The organism is Streptomyces sp. NPDC048002 (assembly GCF_040653275.1).
In the GTDB taxonomy this organism is placed as follows: Bacteria; Actinomycetota; Actinomycetes; order Streptomycetales; family Streptomycetaceae; genus Streptomyces.
The window spans coordinates 204,694-227,473 of record NZ_JBEZNL010000003.1; the positions used below are offsets into that span (position 1 = coordinate 204,694).

Annotated in this window: 19 protein-coding genes and 2 pseudogenes; 11 read left to right on the forward strand and 10 right to left on the reverse strand. The window is 70.2% G+C overall.

Annotated features, from left to right (window positions below; genetic code table 11):
- The first annotated feature begins 380 nt into the window (after positions 1–380).
- Both AB0E07_RS06720 and AB0E07_RS06725 read left to right on the forward strand, forming a co-directional pair.
- A complete protein-coding gene (locus AB0E07_RS06720; RefSeq protein WP_362247190.1) occupies positions 381–983 on the forward strand; it encodes a hypothetical protein in 603 nt (200 codons plus the stop codon).
- 65 nt (positions 984–1,048) lie between these two features.
- A pseudogene (locus AB0E07_RS06725) lies at positions 1,049–1,192 on the forward strand (calcium-binding protein); the annotation flags it as partial.
- Between the two features lie 2 nt (positions 1,193–1,194).
- Here the strand turns inward: AB0E07_RS06725 and AB0E07_RS06730 are convergent.
- The 4 genes from AB0E07_RS06730 to AB0E07_RS06745 all read right to left on the reverse strand — a co-directional run bounded on the left by AB0E07_RS06730 (position 1,195) and on the right by AB0E07_RS06745 (position 6,868).
- Positions 1,195–2,175, reverse strand: a complete 981-nt coding sequence (locus AB0E07_RS06730) for a Yip1 family protein (protein ID WP_362247192.1) — start codon at positions 2,173–2,175, stop codon at positions 1,195–1,197.
- A gap of 79 nt (positions 2,176–2,254) precedes the next feature.
- Complete coding sequence (locus tag AB0E07_RS06735; protein ID WP_362247194.1) at positions 2,255–3,589, reverse strand: FG-GAP and VCBS repeat-containing protein; 1,335 nt, start codon at positions 3,587–3,589, stop codon at positions 2,255–2,257.
- Between the two features lie 320 nt (positions 3,590–3,909).
- Entirely contained in the window at positions 3,910–5,382 is a 1,473-nt protein-coding gene (locus tag AB0E07_RS06740; RefSeq protein ID WP_362247196.1) for a VCBS repeat-containing protein, read from the reverse strand.
- A 190-nt stretch (positions 5,383–5,572) separates the two neighbouring features.
- Positions 5,573–6,868, reverse strand: coding sequence for a VCBS repeat-containing protein (locus AB0E07_RS06745; RefSeq protein ID WP_362247198.1), 1,296 nt, complete (start codon positions 6,866–6,868; stop codon positions 5,573–5,575).
- A 191-nt stretch (positions 6,869–7,059) separates the two neighbouring features.
- Here AB0E07_RS06745 and AB0E07_RS06750 point away from each other — a divergent pair, with 191 nt between their 5' ends.
- Entirely contained in the window at positions 7,060–7,395 is a 336-nt protein-coding gene (locus tag AB0E07_RS06750) for a hypothetical protein (protein WP_362247200.1), read from the forward strand.
- 375 nt (positions 7,396–7,770) lie between these two features.
- Positions 7,771–8,124 (forward strand): hypothetical protein, encoded by a 354-nt coding sequence (locus AB0E07_RS06755; RefSeq protein WP_362247202.1) that lies wholly within the window; start codon positions 7,771–7,773, stop codon positions 8,122–8,124.
- 32 nt (positions 8,125–8,156) lie between these two features.
- On the opposite strand, the gene AB0E07_RS06760 is transcribed toward AB0E07_RS06755, so the two are convergent.
- On the reverse strand, positions 8,157–8,441 hold the full coding sequence (locus tag AB0E07_RS06760; protein WP_362247204.1) for a zinc-ribbon domain-containing protein: 285 nt from the start codon (positions 8,439–8,441) through the stop codon (positions 8,157–8,159).
- A 106-nt stretch (positions 8,442–8,547) separates the two neighbouring features.
- A complete protein-coding gene (locus AB0E07_RS06765; protein ID WP_362247206.1) occupies positions 8,548–10,839 on the reverse strand; it encodes a (Fe-S)-binding protein in 2,292 nt (763 codons plus the stop codon).
- Between the two features lie 317 nt (positions 10,840–11,156).
- Between AB0E07_RS06765 and dnaK the strand changes: the two genes are divergently transcribed.
- From dnaK to AB0E07_RS06785, 4 genes are read left to right on the forward strand one after another with little or no spacing between them, the layout of a single operon-like run.
- A complete protein-coding gene (gene dnaK, locus AB0E07_RS06770) occupies positions 11,157–13,001 on the forward strand; it encodes a molecular chaperone DnaK (RefSeq protein WP_362247208.1) in 1,845 nt (614 codons plus the stop codon).
- Positions 12,998–13,660 (forward strand): nucleotide exchange factor GrpE, encoded by a 663-nt coding sequence (gene grpE / locus AB0E07_RS06775; protein ID WP_362247210.1) that lies wholly within the window; start codon positions 12,998–13,000, stop codon positions 13,658–13,660. The genes dnaK and grpE overlap by 4 nt, the downstream gene beginning before the upstream one ends.
- Before the next feature lie 33 nt (positions 13,661–13,693).
- Positions 13,694–14,878, forward strand: coding sequence for a molecular chaperone DnaJ (gene dnaJ, locus AB0E07_RS06780; protein WP_362247212.1), 1,185 nt, complete (start codon positions 13,694–13,696; stop codon positions 14,876–14,878).
- A 6-nt stretch (positions 14,879–14,884) separates the two neighbouring features.
- Positions 14,885–15,331 (forward strand): helix-turn-helix domain-containing protein, encoded by a 447-nt coding sequence (locus AB0E07_RS06785; protein ID WP_362247214.1) that lies wholly within the window; start codon positions 14,885–14,887, stop codon positions 15,329–15,331.
- Between the two features lie 74 nt (positions 15,332–15,405).
- Here AB0E07_RS06785 and AB0E07_RS06790 read toward each other — a convergent pair.
- Positions 15,406–16,818, reverse strand: a pseudogene (locus AB0E07_RS06790) (PA14 domain-containing protein); the annotation flags it as partial.
- Positions 16,819–17,116: 298 nt separating this feature from the next.
- Between AB0E07_RS06790 and AB0E07_RS06795 the strand changes: the two are divergent.
- Both AB0E07_RS06795 and AB0E07_RS06800 read left to right on the forward strand, forming a co-directional pair.
- The gene (locus tag AB0E07_RS06795; RefSeq protein ID WP_362247216.1) at positions 17,117–18,226 is read left to right on the forward strand and encodes a substrate-binding domain-containing protein; all 1,110 of its coding nucleotides are present in this window, start codon (positions 17,117–17,119) and stop codon (positions 18,224–18,226) included.
- 206 nt (positions 18,227–18,432) lie between these two features.
- Positions 18,433–19,482, forward strand: coding sequence for a helix-turn-helix transcriptional regulator (locus AB0E07_RS06800; RefSeq protein ID WP_362247218.1), 1,050 nt, complete (start codon positions 18,433–18,435; stop codon positions 19,480–19,482).
- Here AB0E07_RS06800 and AB0E07_RS06805 read toward each other — a convergent pair.
- Positions 19,418–20,434 (reverse strand): helix-turn-helix transcriptional regulator, encoded by a 1,017-nt coding sequence (locus AB0E07_RS06805; protein WP_362247220.1) that lies wholly within the window; start codon positions 20,432–20,434, stop codon positions 19,418–19,420. The genes AB0E07_RS06800 and AB0E07_RS06805 overlap by 65 nt on opposite strands.
- Positions 20,431–21,408, reverse strand: coding sequence for a helix-turn-helix transcriptional regulator (locus tag AB0E07_RS06810; protein WP_362247222.1), 978 nt, complete (start codon positions 21,406–21,408; stop codon positions 20,431–20,433). The genes AB0E07_RS06805 and AB0E07_RS06810 overlap by 4 nt, the downstream gene beginning before the upstream one ends.
- A 318-nt stretch (positions 21,409–21,726) precedes the next feature.
- Here AB0E07_RS06810 and AB0E07_RS06815 point away from each other — a divergent pair, with 318 nt between their 5' ends.
- Positions 21,727–22,065 (forward strand): hypothetical protein, encoded by a 339-nt coding sequence (locus tag AB0E07_RS06815; protein WP_362247224.1) that lies wholly within the window; start codon positions 21,727–21,729, stop codon positions 22,063–22,065.
- A 207-nt stretch (positions 22,066–22,272) separates the two neighbouring features.
- Here AB0E07_RS06815 and AB0E07_RS06820 read toward each other — a convergent pair whose 3' ends face one another.
- A complete protein-coding gene (locus tag AB0E07_RS06820) occupies positions 22,273–22,683 on the reverse strand; it encodes a TIGR03618 family F420-dependent PPOX class oxidoreductase (RefSeq protein ID WP_362247226.1) in 411 nt (136 codons plus the stop codon).
- Positions 22,684–22,780: the final 97 nt, after the last annotated feature.

The following is a 22,780-nucleotide window of genomic DNA, read 5'->3' on the forward strand; positions in this document are numbered from 1 at the left end:
TCGTTCCGGCTCCGAAGCCCCATTGGGTCCCGTCGAATTCGGTGGGGCCCATTAATTATTGGCGTCGGCGTCGGCGTCGGCGTGGGTGAGGGATGGTACGCGCGTGCTAGTGCGTGTTCGGCCGTGTCTCTGGAACCACCTCTTGCGGCAAGGCGTCGTCCCGGATATCCATGCGGATCTCTGACAAGGCTGACGCACACATGAATCAACCACCGGCCATGGGAACTCCTTCGGCCTCCGGCGCGCCTTTGCCCTTACCTTCGCAACCCGGCCCCGGGCGTCCGAGTTCTCCTTCGGATCCGAGGCCCTCGGATCCGAATCAAGGCCAGGATTCTCGTCGACCCTGGAGCGAGCGCTGGCAGGGGATTGCCGCAATTGTCGTGGCCCTTGCCGCCGTTGTGGCCCTCTTCCTCAACTGGGACACGAACGACACCGCGAGGGAGGTTGCCCAGGATCAGTTGAAGCAGTCGAAGAAACAGGACCAGCTGGCAGAGCAGGCGCAAGCCTCGCTCGTCAATCTCTGGCCCGAATATCCGAAGGGCGGTGAGTCGAAGCTTGTTGTCGTCAACCGTTCGCTTGATCCGGTTCGCAAGGTGTTCCTGGGGATGGAAATCTCGGGGCAGGCGGAGGGCGAGAGGGTCAGGGCTGTGATTCAGGTTCCGGTTGATGCGCTCGCCCCGTGTTCCAGGGCTGAGATCGCGTTGATCGATATCTATGCACCGAACCGCCACGGTGAGAACGTTCGACTCGACTCGGGGGCCGAGTTCAAGAATTACTCACTTTCGTTCGTCGACTCCGACGGAAATGAGTGGGAACGTCCGCGGGACGGAAAGCTCTATCCTGCCGAGAGGAATCCTGGCGAATCTGCCCGCGAGAAGTATCGGAAGCTCTTCGAGAAAGGAAAGTACGAGACGCCTCACCAACTCGGTCCCGAGAGTGCGCTCGGTAGCCCTGCCGTTCTGGAGAAGTGCGGAGAGTCCTGACAACTCCGTGGTGATGCGCTGGTCAACGCCGTAGGGCTCTCCGCGATCAACTACCAGGTCTCCGGGTGAAGACCGTGAGCACCAGCTCGACCGGGGCGCTCAGGGCCACCGTCTCCGCCTCCGTCGACGGCTACTTCCGCTACAGCTTCGCCGGTAGCGCGACCACCCCGGCGGTCAGTGCCGCCGGGGACTTCGTCGACGTGCGGTAGGGCTAGAACGTGCCCAGCTTCACGATCGACAGCAGGGCGATCAGCTGGATCGCGGACGCGCCCAGCGCCTTCGGCCACGGCAGGTCGTGGGAGCGGCTGACCATCACGGTCAGCAGCGCGCCGGCCGCGACCCAGGTCGCCCAGCCCAGGAGCTGGACGAAGGTCGCGTCGCCGCCGAGGAACATCGCCACGAGCAGCCGCGGGGCGTCCGTGAGCGACATGATCAGCATGGACAGGCCGACCGTGGGCTGCCAGGCGCCGTTGCCGCCGAGCTGGCGGGCCAGGGTGTGGGTGACCACGCCGAGGATGAACGAGGAGATCACCATCGCCACGCCCGTGGTCAGGACGATGGGGATCGCGTTCGACAGGGTGGCGTTGATCGCGTCCGAGCGGGTGTCGTCGAAACCGAACACCGCGAGCAGCCCGTAGAGGAACGTCACGATGAGGGCGGGGCCCCACACCGCGTAGTCCCGCATCTGGAGGAAGGTCCTCGACGGGGAGAGGAAGATCCCCTTCAGGAGTTCCTTCCAGGGCAGCCGGGGGCCGATCGGCGCCGCGCCCGCCTGGTAGGTCTCGCCCTGGGTGTACGGGTCGTCGTGGACGGAGAACGCCTGGGTGTGGCCAGGGTTGTTCGCCGCGTACGGGTCCGGTCCGCCGTGTCCCTGCGGGTGCCGGCCGTCGTGGCCGAAGTACTCCGGCTCGCCGTGTCCGCCGCCGTGTCCGCCGTAGCCGCCGCCGTGTCCGCCCTGGCCGCCGTGTCCGCCGCCCTGGCCGCCGTACGGCGCCTGCGGGGGCGGGGGGTAGCCGTACGACGGCCCCTGCTGCCCGTACGGAGGTTGTTGCGGTCGCCCTTGCGGGGTCCGGTTGTCCCGGCCGCCGCGTCCGATCCTGAATCCAGCCACGCCTTCGAACGTACCTGGTCCCGGCGGACGGTGCGCCGGGCCCGGCGGTCCGGGCCCGGCTTTGCTGCCGAGCTGTGACATCCCCTAAGGGCCTCCGAGGAGGGAATCAGGGGTGGGGTCGGGGGTGGGGCCGGAGATGGGGTCGGAGACCCTGCCGGCCTCAGTCCTGGAACGATCCGCCCAGCTCAGGCAGGACGACCGCGCCGCTGGTCGTCGTGCCGCCCGCGGCGCCCCGCAGAAGGACACCGGCGCCCGCCGCACCCACGCCCAGGTCGGCCTTGCCGTCCCGCGTCAGGTCCCGCAGGCGCAAGGTGTAGCCGAAGGACGCGTACGCCCCGTCGGCACCGGTGACGGTCTGCGCGATCCACGCGGAGCGCGTCCCGGTCAGGCCGCCGGGGCCGCCGCGGAAGAGGTGCACGCCGCCCTGGTCCTCGACCGAGCCGGCGTCCTCGTGCGGGACGCCGACCGCGAGGTCCGCGTAGCCGTCGCCGTCGGTGTCGCCGGCCGCGACCGCGTAACCGAAGTTGTCGTCCCGCTCACGGCTGCCGGAGACACCGGAGCTGGCCTGGTTGTAGGTGTGCGAACCGCTCGGGCCGGAGGCGGTGCCCCGCCACACCGTCAGCGAGCCCATGCCGTCGTTGGCGTCGGGGCGGCCGAGGGCGATGTCGCCGTAGCCGTCCTTGTCGAAGTCGCCGATGGCGGCGCTGCCCGCGGCGACCGTCTTGGAGGCGCCCGAGGTCAGCCCGGAGCTGGAACCCTTGAGGAACCAGACCCGCTCGACGGGGGTGTTGTCCACGAACTGCTCGCCGAGGACGACGAGGTCCGTCTTCCCGTCGCCGTTGACCTTGCCGGCCGCGAGGCCGTACGAGTACCAGCCCGCGCCCGCCTTGTCGATCTTGCTGACGGAGCCGGTGGCGCCGGACTTGGTGAACGCACCCCGGTACAGCCAGGTCTCCATGCCGCCGATCACGGCCAGGTCGGGCGAGCCGTCCCCGGTGAAGTCGCCGGTGGCGACGTCGGTGCCGAAGTGGCCCTGGGAGCCGGTGCGCGGGGTCACGGCGGTGCCGCCGGACAGCCCCGACTTCGATCCCCAGACGATGGTCACCGAGCCGCGGTACCGCTGGCTGCCCACGTGCTCGGTGGGGTTGCCGACGACCAGGTCGGCGTAGCCGTCCTTGTTGAGGTCGGCGCTGGCGAGGGAGGCGCCGAACTGGTCGTCCTCCTCGCCGGAGCCGGGGATGCCCGCGCTGTCCTGGTGGAGGAAGCGGGGGTGCGCGGTGTCCGGGCCGGTGGCGGTGCCGTAGACGACGGTGACGGTGCCGCCGGAGCGGTCGGTGTCGTTGTGGCCGCCGTAGGCGAGGTCGCGGTAGCCGTCGCCGTTGAAGTCGTCGGAGTACTTGGCCACGGCCGCCGAGGCGGGCGCGGAGAGGAACAGGGGGGTCACGCCGGTCGCCAGCAGGGTGGCGGTGAGCGCGGCGGCGGTGCGTCGGGTCATGACGGGGGTCTCCTGTCGGGCGCGTGGCTTCCGTGGGTGCGCGTGGGTGCCGCTGACTCGGCGGCGCGATCGGCGGCTCACTTGGCGAGGTCCCAGCCGAAGGCGCTGCCCTTGAGGCCGGCGCCGGCGGCGGTGAACGAGGTGGCTCCGGTGGTGGTCAGGCCGGTTGTGGTGCCCCGCAGGTAGGTGACGGAGCCGTTGGTGTTCTCGTAGCCGGGGCCGGTGACCAGGTCGGCCCTGCTACGAGAGTGCGCAAGAGGTGACTCCGGTGGGGGCGGGCCCGCACGCGGGGTGCGGGCCCGGGGTGGTGGTGCGGCCGGTCAGTCGGCGAAGTTCGCGCCGAAGTACGGCGTACCGGTCGTCGAGACACCCGCGGTGCTGGGCGAGACGGTCCGGGAGCCGCTGGTGGTGATCTTCGTACCGCTGGAGGGCAGGTAGGTGACGGCGCCGTTGCCGGCGTTCTCGGAGGAGCCCGCGACCAGGTCCGCCCGGCCGTCGCCGTTGACGTCGTCGAGCTTGACGTCGATGCCGAACATGTCGTCGTCCTCGTCGCTGCCGGGGACGCCGGCGGTGGACTGGGCGAAGGACTGGCCCCCGGAGGTGGTGTTCAGGCCGCTCGCGGTGCCGTAGAGGACGGTGACCGCGCCGGTGTTGACGGCGGAGCCGATGTTCTCGCCCGCGACGCCGATGGCCAGGTCGAGGAAGCCGTCGCCGTTGATGTCGCCGAGGTCCAGCTCGTAGCCGAACCAGTCGTTGCCCTCGGAGGTGCCGGGGACGTTGCCGGTGTCCTGGGTGATGCCGGTGGCCGAGCCGGGGCCGTCGACGGTGCCGTAGGTCACCCAGACCTTGCCGCCCTTGGCGGAGTTGGGGATCGGCGTGCCGTCCTCGGTGGTGGTGTTCCACTGGGCGCCGCTGACGATGTCGCCGAAGCCGTCCTGGTCGATGTCGCCGATGGCGGTGATGACGCCCGGCTTGAGGGTCCGGATGCCGGACGTGGTCAGGCCGCCGGCGGAGCCGGGGATGTAGTAGTTGGTGTTCCAGCCGTAGTCGGTCTGGGTCTCGTAGCCGTCGACGACGAGGTCGGTGCGGCCGTCGCCGTTGATGTCGCCGGCGGTCAGGTTGAGCGGGCCGCGTCCGTCCGCGCCCCGGATCGGCGGCTTGACGGTGTAGCGGCCGCCCGCGCTGCCGCTGCTGGAGAAGCCGCCCTTGAAGACGTGGACGGTGGCGGTGGTGCTGCCGACGGCGAGGTCGGCCTTGCCGTCGCCGTCGAAGTCGCCGGCGGCGAGGGTGCTGCCCCAGTAGTCGTGCGTGGACGGCGCCGGGTCGGCGACGGTGACACCCTTGCCGGTGATGCCGGAGGCCGAGCCCCACAGGATCGCCAGGCTGCCGCCGTCGGTGTCCGAGCCCATGTCCTCGCCCGGGGAGCCGACGGCGATGTCGTCGTAGCCGTCGTTGTTGAAGTCGGCGAACGCGGTGTCGCCGGCGAAGACGTCACCGGTCTCGGCGGTGCCGGGCACCCCGGTGGTGTTCTGGCTGATGGTGGAGCGCTTGGCGGACGACACGCCGGACGCGGAGCCGTAGAGGACGACCAGTTGGCTGGCGTTCTTCTTGCCGTTCACGTACGCGCCCTGGGCGGAGAAGGCGACGTCGCCGTAGCCGTCGTTGTTGAAGTCGGCCTGCGCGACGACGGTCGAGTCCGCGGCGTGCGCGGTGGCGGCCGTGAAGGTGAGCAGCCCGCCCGTCAGCGCGGCAGCGGTGGCCGCCGCGAGGGCGAGTCGCACTGTCTGGTGCATGCGGGTTCTCCTGCGGCATGCGGGGACGCCTGGCGGGGCGTCCACAGTCGATGGGGGCGCGGCCGGTCGTGTTCTCCGGGAGTTGTTCCGGGATTCACGTCTCGGTCGGCGATCAGGAGACCCGTATCGATGTCCAAGGGTTGTACGTGAGTTCGGTTGTTTTTTGAATCCCCTGTGACCGGCGTGTGGCTCAGTGGCCGAGGAAGGCCGCGGTGGAGAAGGTGACCGTGGGTTCGGCGGCGACCAGGCCCTGTTTCGTCCCCGGGTAGACGGCGACGAGGTCGCGTGTCTCGCTGCGGTACGTCCGTACCGTCAGGTCGGCCCGTCCGTCGCCGTCGAGGTCGGCCACCGACACCACGCGGGTGGTTCCGGTGCCGGGCGGTTCGACGGTCACGGGTTCGCCGGAGAGCCCCGCGGTGCCGCCGGGGAAGAGCCGCAGCCGGGCCCCGCTGGAGACGAGTTCGTCCCGTCCGTCGCCGTCGAAGTCGGCGGCGTCGAGCATCGAGCCGGCCGAGGCGAGGGTGGCGCGGGCGGCGGTGGGCAGGTCGTAGCGCAGTGACGTTTCCCCCATGGTTCCGACCGCGGCGTCCCGTGCCCTGCCCTTGCCGAAGTCGCCGAGCGCCACGTCGATCCCGGCGGGCAGGGTCACTCCGGTGCGGGTCGGTCCGGCCGGTCCGCCCAGCACCACGGCGGTGGGGCCGGAGCCCTCGGCGGTACGGACGAGCAGGTCGTCGTAGCCGTCGCGGTCGACGTCGGTGGCGGGCCCGGTGGGGATGTTGCCCGGGGAGGCGATCGGGTCGCCGGCCGCCCTGGCGGCGCCCTTGCGGGTGAACGGGCCGCGCAGGAAGCTCAGCCGGCCGCCGGAGGCGTGCAGGACCAGGTCCTCGGCGCCGTCGCCGTCGAAGTCGCCGCAGACCGGCCGGTCGGGCCAGTCGTTGCCGACGCGGGCCCGGACCGGCACGGTCAGGGTGACGGCCTTGCCGGCCAGGCCCTGCGGCGAGCCGAACAGCAGTTGGAGGGGGACCGGCGGCTGCCCCTGGCCGTCGTAGGGCGGGTCGGTGGAGACGACCAGGTCGGTGAAGCCGTCGCCGTCCAGGTCGCAGCTCGCCTCCGCCTCGAACAGGGCGGGCAGTTGACCGTCGGTGGCGGCGGCGTTCTTCTCGGGACTGAGCAGTTGACGGGTGGCCGGGTTGAGGCCGCGTGCGCTGCCGTAGACGATGCCGATGCCCGGGTCGTCGGCGTGCGCCTGCGCCTTGGCCAGCTGGTCGAGGACGAGGTCGCGGTGGCCGTCGCCGTTGAAGTCGTCGTCGACACGGCTGCCGTCGCCGCGCGGGACGGGCAGCCGGGCCGGGCCCTGCGCGACCCGCACCGTCGGCGAGGACGCCGGACTCGCGGGGTGCTGGGCGGGTCCGCAGGCGCTGAGCAGGAGCAGCGCGGAGCAGCAGCCGAGGGCCGCGTAACAGGTCCCAGCGCTTCGCACGCGCACCACTCATCTCGTCGGCATCACCGGTAACGACCTCGACATGATGCATGTGTTCGAGAGCGGGCGACAGGGGCCTGTTCGGCCAGAGAGGGTGTTCCGCCCCACGTTCGCTGAGTACCCGTACTCATGTCCGGCCGCGCCCGCCGGTCCACTGTGGATCCCACGACGCACGGACCGACCTGGAGGGGACCGCGATGCCGAAGGACTCCCGAGCACGCCGACTGTTCGCCCTGGCCACCGACACCTGGCCGGCCCGGGGCTACTGGGCGCTGTTCGCCGGCTCCGCGGTGGCCGTCTTCGCCGCCCCGGACGGCGCTCTCGCCGCGGCCCCCCTGATGCTCACCGCGCCCTGGTCCACCATGGCCGCGGTCGTGCCGTTCGGCCCCGGCACCGAGGGCGGCGGCGCGGCGCAGGCGCTCGCCCTCACCGGGTTCGCCGGCTGGCTGCTGCTGAGCGCGCTGGTCAACGCGGCCGCGCTCGGCGCCCTCGCCCACCACGTCCGCGACAGCCGCGCCGCACGGCACGCGTGACGCTCTCCCCGCGAACCCGCCCGCCCGCGAACCCGCCCGCCTGCGAACTCGCCCGCCTGCGGACTCGCCCGCCTGCGGACTCGCCCGCCTGCGGACTCGCCCGCCTGCGGACTCGCCCGCCTGCGGACTCGCCCGCCTGCGGACTCGCCCGCCCGCGAACTCGCCCGCCTGCGGACTCGCCCGCCCGCGAACCCGCCCGCCCGCGAACTCGCCCGCCCGCGAACCCGCGGCCCCGCGGACTCGCAGGCCAACGAACCCGCAGGCCCGCGGACTCGCCTGCCCTCGAACGACCCCCGCCCGCGAACCCGCCCGCCCGCGGACTCGCACGTGTTCGAACAACCCACGCCCTCGAACTCCCAGGAAGCAGGACCCGACATGAAGCGTTCCGCCCGTCCCCGCCGCGCGATCCGGACCCTGCTGGCGCCCGCGACGGACAACTGGCTCTCGCGCGGCTACCTCGCGGTGGTCGCGGCGGCGGTCGGCTTCTTCCTCTACGCCTGCTACCTCACCGAGGACCCGGGCTTCGCCGGTATCTACCCGATCGTCACCACGGCGCCGCTGAGCTTCCCCGCCCTGGCGCTGGCGATGCCCGTCCAGCACATCGAGTGGCTCAGCCCGCTGGTCTTCTCCGCTGCGACGATCGCCGCCGGCCTGGTCAACGCCTCGTTCCTGGGGCTGCTGGCCCGTCGCCTGGGCACCGGACAGCCGCGCCCGGCCGCCGGCCACTGAGACGCGGGCCGGTCACCCGGCAGGCCCGCCGGTCACTGGTACGGCTGGTTCTGGGGCTGCCCGTACGGCTGGGCGGCCCCGCCCGCGGCCTGCTCCTGGAGCCGCTCGGCCTGTTCCCTCGGCAGGTTCTGCTCCGCGCCGCAGAAGGTGCACTGCGTGGAGTACTTGGTGGAGAACGGGAACAGCGGCACGAAGAACAGGGTGAACTTGGTGACCCGCTTGCGCAGGGTGTGCGCGGCGGGGTTGCCGCACCGGGCGCAGACCAGGGTGAGTATCGCGAGCTGGTACACGTAGCCCTTGGTGCCGAAGATGATCACGCGGTGAGCCCTTCCGATCGGTTCCTGCGTCCAGCCTGCCTCACGACGACGCCCCCTGTCCCTCACGCGAGGGACAGGGGGCGTCGGACGTGCTCCCGTGACGGCGCTACTTCACCGGCTCGGGCTCCGGCTCGTTCTCGGTCTCCGCCGCGTCCTGCGGGTCGACCGGCGTCTTCACCGACTCCAGCAGCAGCTGGGCGACGTCGACGACCTGGATCGACTCCTTGGCCTTGCCGCCCGCGGCGGAGCCGCTTTCGGACGCGGCCTTCTTGCCGTTCACCGAGTCGGTGAGCATGACCAGGCAGAAGGGGCAGGCGGTGGAGATGATGTCCGGGTTGAGGGACAGCGCCTCGTCGACGCGCTCGTTGTTGATGCGCTTGCCGATCCGCTCCTCCATCCACATCCGCGCGCCGCCGGCGCCGCAGCAGAAGCCGCGCTCCTTGTGGCGGTGCATCTCCTGCTGACGCAGGCCCGGGACGGCGGTCATGATCTCGCGCGGAGGCGTGTAGATCTTGTTGTGCCGGCCCAGGTAGCAGGGGTCGTGGTAGGTGATGATGCCCTCGACCGGGGTCACCGGGACCAGCTTGCCCTCGTCCACCAGGTGCTGGAGCAGCTGGGTGTGGTGGATGACCTCGTAGTCGCCGCCGAGCTGCGGGTACTCGTTGCCGATCGTGTTGAGGCAGTGCGGGCAGGTGGCGACGATCTTCTTCGCCGACTTCGGCTTCCTGGTCTCCGGGTCCTCGTCGTCCTCGCCGAACGCCATGTTCAGCGCGGCGACGTTCTCCATGCCCAGCTCCTGGAACAGGGGCTCGTTGCCGAGGCGGCGGGCGGAGTCACCGGTGCACTTCTCGTCGCCGCCCATGATCGCGAACTTGACGCCCGCCATGTGCAGCAGCTCCGCGAAGGCCTTGGTGGTCTTCTTGGCGCGGTCCTCCAGGGCGCCGGCGCAGCCGACCCAGTACAGGTACTCGACCTCGGACAGGTCCTCGATGTCCTTGCCGACGACCGGGACCTCGAAGTCGACCTCCTTGAGCCACTCCAGGCGCTGCTTCTTCGCCAGGCCCCAGGGGTTGCCCTTCTTCTCCAGGTTCTTGAGCATCGTGCCCGCCTCGGACGGGAACGCGGACTCGATCATCACCTGGTAGCGGCGCATGTCGACGATGTGGTCGATGTGCTCGATGTCCACCGGGCACTGCTCGACACAGGCGCCGCAGGTGGTGCAGGACCACAGGACGTCCGGGTCGATGACGCCGTTCTCCTCGACGGTGCCGATCAGCGGGCGCTCGGCCTCGGCGAGGGCCGCGGCGGGGACGCCCGCCAGCTGCTCCTCGGACGCCTTCTCCTCGCCCTCCATGGACTTGCCGCCGCCGGCCAGCAGGTACGGGGCCTTGGCGTGCGCGTGGTCGCGCAGCGACATGATCAGCAGCTTGGGGGAGAGCGGCTTGCCGGTGTTCCAGGCCGGGCACTGGGACTGGCAGCGGCCGCACTCGGTGCAGGTGGAGAAGTCCAGCAGGCCCTTCCAGGAGAACTGCTCGACCTGGGAGACGCCGAAGACGTCGTCCTCGCCCGGGTCCTCGAAGTTGATCGGCTTGCCGCCGGAGGTCATCGGCAGCAGCGCGCCCAGCGAGGTGGCGCCGTCGGCGTTGCGCTTGAACCAGATGTTCGGGAAGCCGAGGAAGCGGTGCCAGGCCACACCCATGTCGGTCTTCAGCGAGACCGTGATCATCCAGATGAAGGACGCGGCGATCTTCAGGGCGGCGAAGAAGTAGGTGAGGTTCTGGAGCGTGGAGAGGTCCAGGCCCTCCAGCGCGGAGACGACCGGGTACGAGATGAAGAACGAGGCCTCGTAGCCGTCCACGTGGTGCTGGGCGCCTTCGAGGGCGTGCAGCATGAAGATGCAGACACCGACGATCAGGATGATCGTCTCGACGAAGTACGCCTGGCCGGTGTTGGAGCCCGCGAACCGGGACTTGCGGCCCGCGCCGCCCGGCCGGGACAGCTGCCGCACGGCGATCAGGACGAGGATGCCGAGGACGGTCATGGTGCCGATGAACTCGACGAAGACGTTGTACGGCGCCCACTCGCCGACGATCGGCAGCAGCCAGTCGGCCTGGAAGAGCTGGCCGACGGCGTTCACGATCGTGAGCAGCAGCGTGTAGAAGCCGATCGCCACGAACCAGTGCGCGATGCCGACGACGCCCCAGCGGTTCATCCGGGTGTGGCCGAGGAACTCCTTGGCCACGGTGATGGTCCGCAGGACGGGGTCGTCGGTCCTGGTCCCGGCCGGGAGCGGCTGGCCGAGCATCATGAAGCGGACGATCTGCAGCACGGCACGGCCGAACAGGGCTACGCCGACTGCCATGAGGACCATCGACACGATGATCGCGGCGAGTTGCATGGAGGCTCCTCGGGCCTGCGAGGTTCAGCAAATTACTAAGCGGTAACTTAGGTAGTCCGTCTGAGACTACCCGCATCCTGCTTCGCACTGTAGTCAGCGCCTCGGTGATCTGTGTCGCTGAGGCTTGCCTTAGGGGCCGATCGCGTTATTCGCATCGAATCAGTACATAAGCCGCTAGGTTGAGGACGGCTCGACGCCCGGTTGCGCGTAAGGAGGGGATAAGAGTTGAGCCTCACAGACTCAGGTCTGTTGACCGGGCGGGGCCGGTCGTGCACACTTGAGTCCGTTCCACTCAAGTCAGCTGGAGGAAGATCACCATGGCACGTGCGGTCGGCATCGACCTGGGCACAACCAACTCCGTCGTCAGCGTTCTGGAGGGCGGCGAGCCCACCGTCATCACCAACGCCGAGGGTGCCAGGACCACGCCGTCCGTCGTCGCCTTCGCGAAGAACGGCGAGGTGCTCGTCGGCGAGGTGGCCAAGCGCCAGGCGGTCACCAACGTGGACCGGACCATCCGCTCGGTGAAGCGCCACATGGGCACCGACTGGAAGATCGAGCTGGACGGGAAGCCCTTCAACCCGCAGCAGATGTCCGCGTTCATCCTGCAGAAGCTGAAGCGTGACGCCGAGGCGTACCTGGGCGAGAAGGTGACCGACGCGGTCATCACCGTCCCCGCGTACTTCAACGACTCCGAACGTCAGGCGACGAAGGAGGCCGGCGAGATCGCGGGCCTGAACGTCCTGCGCATCGTCAACGAGCCGACCGCCGCCGCGCTGGCGTACGGCCTCGACAAGGACGAGCAGATCATCCTCGTCTTCGACCTCGGTGGCGGCACCTTCGACGTGTCCCTCCTGGAGATCGGCGACGGCGTCGTCGAGGTGAAGGCCACCAACGGCGACAACCACCTCGGTGGTGACGACTGGGACCAGCGCGTCATGGACTACCTGGTCAAGCAGTTCCAGGCCGGTCACGGCGTGGACCTCTCCAAGGACAAGATGGCGCTCCAGCGCCTGCGCGAGGCCGCCGAGAAGGCGAAGATCGAGCTGTCCTCGTCCACCGAGACCACGATCAACCTGCCCTACATCACCGCCTCCGCCGAGGGCCCCCTGCACCTCGACGAGAAGCTCACCCGCGCCCAGTTCCAGCAGCTGACCGCGGACCTGCTGGAGCGCTGCAAGACGCCGTTCCACAACGTCATCAAGGACGCCGGCATCTCCCTCAGCGAGATCGACCACGTCGTCCTGGTCGGTGGCTCCACCCGTATGCCCGCCGTCGCCGAGCTGGTCAAGGAGCTGACCGGCGGCAAGGACGCCAACAAGGGTGTGAACCCGGACGAGGTCGTCGCCATCGGCGCCTCGCTCCAGGCCGGTGTCCTCAAGGGTGAGGTCAAGGACGTCCTGCTCCTCGACGTGACCCCGCTGTCCCTCGGTATCGAGACCAAGGGCGGCATCATGACCAAGCTCATCGAGCGCAACACCACGATCCCGACCAAGCGGTCCGAGATCTTCACGACGGCCGAGGACAACCAGCCGTCCGTGCAGATCCAGGTCTACCAGGGCGAGCGCGAGATCGCGGCGTACAACAAGAAGCTCGGGATGTTCGAGCTGACCGGTCTGCCGCCGGCGCCGCGCGGCGTCCCGCAGATCGAGGTCTCCTTCGACATCGACGCCAACGGCATCATGCACGTGACCGCCAAGGACCTGGGCACGGGCAAGGAGCAGAAGATGACCGTCACCGGCGGCTCCTCGCTGCCGAAGGACGAGGTCGACCGCATGCGCCAGGAGGCCGAGCAGTACGCGGACGAGGACCACCGCCGCCGCGAGGCCGCCGAGACCCGCAACCAGGGCGAGCAGCTCGTCTACCAGACGGAGAAGTTCCTCAAGGACAACGAGGACAAGGTCCCCGGCGACATCAAGTCCGAGGTCGAGGCGTCCGTCGAGGAGCTGAAGGCCGCGCTCAAGGGCGAGGACACCGCCGAGATCCGCACCGCCACCGAGAAGGTCGCCGCGGTCTCGCAGAAGCTCGGCCAGGCCATGTACGCCGACGCCCAGGGTGCCCAGGCCGCGGGCGGCGCGTCCGCCGGCGCCGACGCCCCGAAGGCCGACGACGACGTCGTCGACGCCGAGATCGTCGACGACGAGCGCAAGGACGGTGCCGCGTGACGGAGGAGACCCCGGGCTTCGAGGAGAAGCCCGACGTCCCCTCCGGCGCCACCCCCGACGACGCCGAGCCGAAGGCCGCAGCCCAGCCGAACGGCGAGGCGACGGCCCCGGCCGGGGACGCAACCGCAGACGCCGGCCTGATCGCCCAGCTGGACCAGGTCCGTACCGCGCTCGGTGAGCGCACCGCGGATCTCCAGCGGCTCCAGGCCGAGTACCAGAACTACCGCCGCCGCGTGGAGCGGGACCGGATCACGGTCAAGGAGATCGCCGTCGCGAACCTCCTGACCGAACTCCTGCCCGTGCTCGACGACATCGGCCGCGCGCGGGACCACGGCGAGTTCGTCGGCGGCTTCAAGTCCGTCGGCGAGTCGCTGGAGACCGTCGCCGCCAAGATGGGTCTTCAGCAGTTCGGCAAGGAGGGCGAGCCCTTCGACCCGACGATCCACGAGGCGCTGATGCACAGCTACGCGCCGGACGTCACCGAGACGACCTGCGTCGCGATCCTCCAGCCGGGGTATCGCATCGGCGAGCGCACCATCCGCCCCGCGCGGGTGGCGGTCGCCGAGCCGCAGCCCGGCGCCCAGACCGTCAAGGCGGACTCCCCGGAAGCCGCGGAAGCGGGCGACGACAAGGAGAGCGGTGGCCCGGACGAGGGCTGAGCTTGAAGCGATGAGAAAGGAGGGACGTCGGGGATGAGCACCAAGGACTTCATCGAGAAGGACTTCTACAAGGTCCTCGGCGTCCCCAAGGACGCCACCGAGGCCGAGATCAAGAAGGCGTACCGGAAGCTCGCCCGCGAGTTCCACCCGGACGCCAACAAGGGCAACGCCAAGGCCGAGGAGCGCTTCAAGGAGATCTCCGAGGCGAACGACGTCCTCGGCGACCCCAAGAAGCGCAAGGAGTACGACGAGGCGCGCGCCCTGTTCGGCAACGGCGGATTCCGCCCGGGGCCGGGCGCGGGCGGCGGCTCGTTCAACTTCGACCTGGGCGACCTCTTCGGGGGCGGCGCCCAGGGCGGCGGCCAGCAGGGCGCCGGCGGCTTCGGCGGCGGCCTGGGTGACGTCTTCGGGGGCCTGTTCAACCGGGGCGGCGCCGGCACCGGCCGGGTCCAGCCCCGACGCGGCCAGGACATCGACACCGAGGTCACCCTCACCTTCACCGAGGCGATCGAGGGCGCGACGGTGCCGCTGCGGATGTCCTCGCAGTCACCGTGCAAGGCGTGTTCGGGCACCGGCGACAAGAACGGCAACCCGCGGGTCTGCCCGACCTGCGTCGGTACCGGACAGGTGGCCCGGGGCTCGGGCGGCGGCTTCTCGCTGACCGACCCCTGCCCGGACTGCAAGGGCCGCGGCCTGATCGCCGAGGACGCCTGCGAGATCTGCAAGGGCAGCGGCCGGGCCAAGTCCTCGCGGACCATGCAGGTGCGCATCCCGGCCGGGGTCAGCGACAACCAGCGCATCCGGCTGCGCGGGAAGGGCGCGCCCGGCGAGCGGGGCGGCCCCTCCGGCGACCTGTACGTCACGGTCCATGTGGACGGGCACCCGGTGTTCGGCCGCAAGGAGGACAACCTGACGGTGACGGTCCCGGTGACCTTCGCGGAGGCCGCGCTCGGCGGGGAGGTCAGGGTGCCCACCCTGGGCAGCCCGCCGGTCACCCTGAAGCTGCCGCCCGGCACCCCCAACGGCCGCACCATGCGGGCGCGGGGCAAGGGCGCGGTCCGCAAGGACGGCACCCGGGGCGATCTGCTGGTCACCGTAGAGGTGAGTGTCCCGAAGGACGTGACGGGGAAGGCTCGTGAAGCGCTGGAGGCGTATCGCGAGGCGACCGAGGGTGAGGACCCGCGGGCGGAGCTGTTCCAGGCCGCGAAGGGAGCTTGATGCCAGATGGAAGGCCGTCGACGCAATCCGTACGAACTGACGGAGGAGACCCCGGTCTACGTCATCTCGGTGGCGGCCCAGCTCTCCGGCCTGCACCCGCAGACGCTGCGCCAGTACGACCGTCTCGGCCTGGTCTCCCCGGACCGCACCGCGGGCCGGGGCCGCCGCTACTCGGCCCGTGACATCGAACTGCTGCGCACCGTGCAGCAGTTGTCGCAGGACGAGGGTATCAACCTGGCCGGCATCAAGCGCATCATCGAACTGGAGAACCAGGTCGCCGCCCTCCAGGGCAGGGTGGCCGAACTCCAGTCGGCCCTCGACGGCGCCGCGGCCGCGATGCAGCAGCGGGAGGCGGCGGTGCACGCCTCGTACCGCCGCGACCTGGTTCCGTACCAGGAGGTCCAGCAGACCAGCGCCCTGGTCGTCTGGCGCCCGAAGAAGGCCAAGGACTAGCCGCACGGAACACGCGAGGGGCCCGGAGACTCGACCGATTCTCCGGGCCCCTCGCGTGCGTACCGACGCCCCTACGGCGTCATGTCCAGTTCGGTGGCGACGACGATCTGCGCCTCGCCGGTGATCTGGAAGGTGTGGTTCCCGGCGGTGTCGACGGCGTCGACGATGAAGCAGGACACGTCGCCGTCCGGGACGGTGGCGTACTCGTACGACGTGGTGTCGGCGGAGACGTAGTAGCCCGCGTAGAGGGAGCACACCTGCTCGTCCTCGTCGCCCCACAGCTCGCCCCGGCGGACCACGTAACTCGCGATGTCCTCGGCCGGGTTGGGGTCCCAGGTGACGTGGAAGCCGTACTCGGTCGGGGTGACCTCCACGCCGGTCACCGGGGGCGGCGGGGTGAGGTCACGGCGCTTGCCGCTGACGGCGGCGGACCGGGCCGACTCGTTGCCGGCGGCGTCGAGAGCGGTCACCCGGTAGGAGTAGGCGGTGCCCACCACGGCCGTGGTGTCGGTGTAGGAGTCCCCGGTCGTGGTGCCGACCCGGGTGTAGGCGCCGTCCGCGGTCGTGGCCCGGTACACGCGGTAGGAGGCGGCTCCCTCGACGGTGCCCCAGGTGACCCGCAGCCCGTCCTCCTCGGAGGCGGTGCCAAGGGTGCCGGGCACGGCGGGCGCCGTGGTGTCCACGGTGGTGACGCCGAGGTCGGCGGTGCCGCCCGACTCGTTGCCCGCCTTGTCGACGGAACGCACCTCGTAGTAGTGCGCGGCGCCCGTGGACGGCAGGGTGTCCGTGTACGAGGTGGACGTCGTCGTCGCCAGCGGCGTGGCCGGGTAGGCGCCGCCCTTCGGGCGCCGGTAGACGCGGTACCCCGCGAGGTCCATCTCCGCGCTCTTCGTCCAGGCGAGCTTCGCCCGGCCGGTCGCCTTGTCGTAGGACAGGGTGGTGCCGGTGGGCGTGAGCGGGGCGACGGTGTCGACGGACGCCGAAGTGCGCGGCGCGTAGGCGAACTTGACCTTGGCGCTGCCCGTCCAGTTGACGTAGTCGATGCGCAGGGTGTGCTTGCCCTTGGGGATGGTCAGGTTGACGGTCTTGGAGACCGTCGTGGCGCCGTTGGTCCACAGGCTGATCTTGCGGGAGTCGGCCTTCTCGGGGTCCAGGTAGACCCGGATGCCGTCCAGGCCGGACGCGCTGAGCGTGAACGGGCCGCCGGAGCCGAAGTCGCGGGTGACGGTCCAGCGCACGCCGAAGTTGTTCGAGGGCAGCCCGGAGACGGGCGCGCCCGTGCCCCAGTTCTGGTCGATCGCGCTGTCGCAGTCGGTCTTCTTCGGGGTGCCGGAGAACGTGGTGTTCGCGTAGAACGTCCGCTTGAACACCGGGGAGGCGCAGGTGACCGCGGCGGCCGCGGGGGTCGCGGTGGCGAGCATTCCGGCCGCGGTGGTGAGCACGACCGTGGCGGCGGCGGCCGCCGTCGTGCTTCTGGCTGGGTTCATTCGGTCCTCTGAGTCGTGAACGAACAGCCGAGCGAAGGCTGTCGTGATCACGACTCCCGAGCACGCGGCTTGGTTGTACGAGAAGTGGACGCCGGCTTTCCGGTGGGCGCGGTGGAGGGGCCGTAACGGGTGTTTGGATGTGGTTCCGCCATACCTTCACAACTCAAGCGGAGCGTGGCGTTGCGGGTTCGTTAAGTGATTCCGCTTGACGGTGGGGGGCGTGGCCGCGTTGGCTTTTCAGTCACCTGGGTCGCAATGCTGCGCCCGCGTCCGGAAGGCACCAGAAGTGAGCTCCCCCATGCGCCGTATCGCCATATCCGTGGCAGCGTCCTCGTTGACCCTGTCGCTGTCCGCCTGCGGCGCCCTCGGCGTGTCGGGGGACAGCGCCGACGCGAGCCCGACCAAGGGCGACGACATCACGGTGGGCCTGCTCCTGCCGGAGACGGCCAACACGCGCTACGACAAGTTCGACCACCCCATCATCCGGGCCAAGGTCGCCGAGCTCACCGACAACAAGGGCCAGGTCGTCTACTCCAACGCGGACGCCGACGCCGGCGAGCAGAGCAAGCAGATGCAGAAGATGATCGACGACAAGGTCGACGTCATCCTGCTGGACGCCGTGGACTCCAAGGCCATCGCGACCGACGTGGAGAAGGCCAAGGAGGCCGGCATCCCGGTCATCGCCTACGACCGGCTGGCCGAGGGTCCGATCGACGCGTACATCTCCTTCGACAACGAGCTGGTCGGCGAGGTGCAGGGGCGGTCGCTGATGGCCGCGCTCGGCGGTGACGTCGACACCTCGACGAAGATCGTCATGATGAACGGCTCGCCCACCGACCCCAACGCCAAGCAGTTCAAGGCGGGCGCGCTCTCCGAGCTGAACGGCCAGGTGACGATCGCCAAGTCCTACGACACCACGGACTGGAAGCCGGAGAACGCCACGGCCAACATGACCGAGGCGATCAACGAGATCGGCGCCTCCAACATCGCGGCCGTCTACTCCGCCAACGACGGCATGGCCGGCGGTGTCATCAAGGCCCTGGAGGCCGCGGGCGTCACCGAGCTGCCGCCGATCACTGGCCAGGACGCCGAACTCGACGCCGTGCAGCGGATCGTCACCGGCGAGCAGTACATGAGCGTCTACAAGTCCTACCCGGAGGAGGCCGAGGCGGCGGCCGAGATGGCCGTGGCCAAGGTCCAGGGCAAGGACATCAAGTTCGACTCCCTGACGGCCGACCGGGTCGACAGCCCCACCACCAAGGACATTCCGTCCCAGCTCGTCCCCGTGGTCGCGCTGACCCGCGAGAACATCAACGACACCGTCGTCAGCGACGGCATCTACAAGATCTCCGAGATCTGCGCCGCCAAGTACGAGGCGGCGTGCGACGAGATCGGTCTGCGGAAGTAGGCGCTCGACGGCTTCCACGACGGCCCGGTCCCGGTGCGGACCGGGCCGTCGCGCTTGGCTGGAAAACGAGTTCCGAGGGCCGTTCCAAACCTGAATGGACCAGGACATCCCGGGCGGTTGGCGTCGTGGAGGCGTGTTGCGGACCACGTCCCGGCCGCGCATAGTTTGCGCTGCGGAAGACGCGGGATGCGGGGGTGGGATGGGCGATGGCCGGGCATCCACACGGTGCTGACCGACTGTGCGAGGCCGGGGATCGGGTGTATTCCCGGGCCGTACGGCGCGGTCGGGTGCCCCGGGCGGACGCGGAGGCGGTGCCCTGCCTGCTGGAACTGGCCCTGCTGCACCCGGATCCGGACGACATGGCGTGGCTGGTGCCGACCTCCCCGCAGGAGGTCATGACCCGCCTGCTGCGCGGGGTCTACGACGAGGTCAGCGCGAGCCAGCGCCGGATGGGCTCGGCGGTCGCGGCCTTCGAGTGGTACGCGGGCCTCGGCCCGCAGCCGCGCAACGCCTCCGCCGAGGGCTCCGCGATCCGCGTCCTGGACGGCCTCTCCCGGATCCAGGCCGCCATGGACCAGGCGACCGCCGCCTGCACCACGGAGGTGCTCACCGTGCAGCCGGGCGGCATCCGCCCCGAGCACGAGCTGACCGAGGGCCTGCACCGGGCGATGGCCCTCCAGGGCCGCGGGGTCCGTATGCGCGACCTCTACACCCATGTCGCCCGGCACGGGCAGGGGCTGCTCAACTACCTGGAGCTGATGGGCGACGCGGTCCAGGCGCGGACCCTGGAGGAGGTCATCGACCGGCTGATCCTCTTCGACCGCACGGTGGCCTTCATCCCCGCCAACGCCGACCGCACCCTCGCCCTGGAACTGCGGCACCCCGCCCTGGTGCAGTACCTGGTCACGGTCTTCGAGCGGCTGTGGCGCCTGGCCATTCCGCTCACCGCGCCGCTGCCCGAGACCGGCATCGAGGGCATCTCCTACCGGGAGCGCTCCATCGCCGCCCTGCTCGCCGAGGGGCACCAGGACGCCGTGATCGCCGAACGGCTCGGCATCAGCGTCCGCACCTGCCGGTCCCACATCGCCCGGCTCTCCGAGACCCTCGGCGCCGCCAGCCGCGCCCAGCTGGGCGTGCGGATCGCTCAGGCCGGCCTGGACGGACCGCCCCGCACGGGGGGCCTCGGCCCGCTCAGCCTTCCCGAGGTTCCCGGTCGTCCCGAGGTTCCCGGCCGAGGATCCCCGACCGTCCGATGAGATAGCCGAGCTGGGCCCGGCTCTCGCTGCCCAGCGTCGCCGCCAGCTTGGCGATGTGGACGCGGGCGGTCCGGACGTTCATGCCCAGCCGGTCGGCGATGACGGTGTCGGTGTGGCCCTCGACGAGCAGCCGCGCGATGGCGCGCTGGCGCGGGGTGATGCCGTTGAGCGTGGGCTGCTGGACGGCCTCGGGGTACATCGGCGTGGCCAGGTGCCACAGCCGGTCGAAGGTGGTGACCAGGTAGGAGATCAGCGCGGGGTGGCGGACCTCCAGGGCGTGGGTGCGCTCGGGGTTGGCGGGGATGAAGGCGACCGTGCGGTCGACGCAGATCAGCCGGTCGGTGACCTCGTCCAGGGTGCGCGCCTCCACGTCGCCGTCCAGGTCCTCGTACCGGGCCATGACCTGGGGGGAGTGGCGCAGGGTGTGCGGGTACAGGGTGCGGATGCGGCCGCCGCGGTCGAGGAGGTCCTGGTCGCGGGCCATGGCGGTGAGGTGGGTGGCGGGGTGGGCCGTGGACCCGTAGCTGACGGCGGGCTGGATGCTGAGGACCTCGCGCTCGGCCTCGGCCATGGACTCGGTGAGGACGTCGTTGATGCGCCGCTTGCCGCTGACGACCGCGATCTGGGGCTGCCCGGTGGCGGTCCCGGGGCCGCCGTCCAGGCGCAGCCACGCCTCGAAGGTCTCGGCCAGCCGCAGTTCGCGCCGGCGCTCCTCGGCGACGCGTTCGGCGGAGGAGCGCAGCAGCCGGTGCAGGGCGGTGGCCGGGGCGACCGGTTCCAGCAGGCTGATGTCCTCGACAGTCGGCCGGAGCAGTCCGGAATCGACCAGGCAAGGGGCCTCCGCGGCCTCCTGAGCGCCTATCGGGCCGTGCCGCAGGGCGTGCTCGTACAGGCGTGCGCCGGGCGCGCACAGCTCGTCCAGGCCGTGCTCGGGGTGGAGGGCGCCGGTCACTGCTCGCGGTCCAGGATCCCGGACTGCGCGATGAGATAGCCCAGCTGGGCCCGGCTGCCGCTGCCCAGGGCGTTGGCCAGCTTGGCGATGTGGGCGCGGCAGGTGCGGACGTTCATGCCGAGGCGGCGGGCGATGGCCTCGTCGACATGGCCCTCCACCAGCAGTTTGGCGATGGAGTGCTGGATGTCGGTGATGCCGTCCGGGTCGGTCTCGTAGGGGGCGCCGGCGCTCAGCGGGACCGCGCGGTTCCACATGAACTCGAAGACCTTGGTGAGGTAGCCGACCAGCCCGGGGTGGCGCAGTTCCAGGGCGACCTGGCGGTCGTCCCGGATGGGGATGAAGGCGACCGCCTCGTCGCAGATGACGAGCCGCTCCACCAGTTCGTCGATGGTGCGGTACTCGGCCTTGCCGTCGGCGAAGTGGTCCACCCAGGCGAGCCGTTCGGGGCTGTAGCGGGCGGTGTGCTGGTAGAGGGTGCGGATCCGCACCCCGCGCTCGATCAGCAGCTTGTCCCGGTCCAGCGCCTGGACGAGCTGGCGTTCGGGGTGCCGGTGGCTGGGCTGGACGGTGAGCATCTCGTTGCGGCACTGGCTGATGGCCAGGTCGAGCGCGGCATTGATGCGGTCCAGGCCCTCCAATACGGTGATCGAGTGCGTGGACGCCGCGCCCTGCGCGCTGAGGGTCATGAACGGCTCGAATGCGTTGGCCAGCTCGATCGAGAGCCGCCGGTGCTCGGTGATCTCGCGTTCTATGGGGTTGAGCCGCTGGGCCAGGGCGACCGCGGGCGGAACCGGACGCAGCCAGCTCGCGTCGTCGGGATCGGGATGGAGCAGGGCGAACTCCATCAGACAGGGGGCCGATTCCACGTCGGAGCGGGCGATACGTCCCGTGCGCAGCGCGTTCGCGTAAAGGCGACCGCCTTCCTCGCACAACTCCGTCACAGCGTGGGGATGTGTCGTTTTAGTCCGATTCATTACTCTATCTCCACCCCCCAGGACCCTGAACATGCAGGAACATGATGCACCGATCGTGTGGCCATGACGTGCCCGAATGAGCCATCGTCTTACTCGACGGGGGAAGAGGGGACCTTCAAGTGAGGACGAAGCCGACTATGCGTAAGAGAATGCTTCGCTCGGTGCTTGTCGCCGCCTTCTCCGCCGTTGTGGCCTTCGGATCGCTGAGTGGCCTCCCGAGTGTGAGCAGTGCGGACGACAGCGCCTGGTCGAGTCCGGCCGTTACCCCGGCTGGGGGCGAAACTCCTGCCAAGACGAATGACAGCGCGTGGAGTTGACGTGACGACCCCACCTGACGACCGCTCCTTCCGTCGCGAAATGGCCACCGCCTATCGCTCCGGCTGGCACTTCATCGATCTGGTCACCGCCATCCCCCACCCTGGTGACTCGCTCATGGTGACTGTCTTCGGAGAACCGGTCGTCGTCACCCGGGACGAGGACGAGGACGTGCGGGCCTACCGGTGCCTGCGACGGCCCCGGGGGGCGCCGCAGCCGGTGCGATGCGCCATCCGATACGGAATGATCTTTGTGAACCTGGACCAGCGCGACCACCAGCAGCTGGTGGACCCGGAGGTCCAGGTACCCCCGACCATCTCAGCCACCCCCCGCAGTGCCTGACGCGATTCCCCCGTCGTAACAGATCGCTCAGGCGCTTCCCCCCGCAGCGGCGTCACCGTGACCTGAACACGGTGACGCCGCTGCAGTTTTCCCGGATATCTCCGGGTATCCGCCGGCCCGCCCGCTGGCCGAAAACCATCAGTCGCGCAGGTTCGGTCGTGCCGGTTCACCGTGCCTGTCGCGCCGTGCCGGTTCCGCCTCGGCGGTTCAGCCGCGCCCCATGGCCCGGGTCAGTTCGATCTCGATCACCACGCGCGCGGGGTTCGGCGCCGGCTGCCGCTCGTAGCGCTCGGCGTACCGCCGCACCGCCTCGGCGACCCGCTCCGGTTCGGTGCGCACCCGCGCCACCCCCTCCAGCGTCGCCCAGCGCTTCCCGGCCATCTGGCACACCGCGACCCGGGCGCCCTCCGGCCCGGCGGCCAGGATGTTGCGCACCTTCCGGCTCCCCCCGTTCGTGATCACCCGCGCCAGCCGCGCCTCGGGGTCGTAGGTCACGCCCACCGGCACCACGTGCGGGCTGCCGTCCGGGCGCGGGGTGGTGAGGGTGCACACATGCCGTTCCCGCCAGAAGGCGAGAAAGGGCTCGTCGGGGGCGCCGGGGTCCACGGAGTAGCTCATGACGCCGGAACTTAGCCCCCGGAACCGCCACAGCACCTACTTGAGTGGAATAGACTCAACTTTGTGTACGTTGCTTGAGTCAGCGTGGATGAGGGCT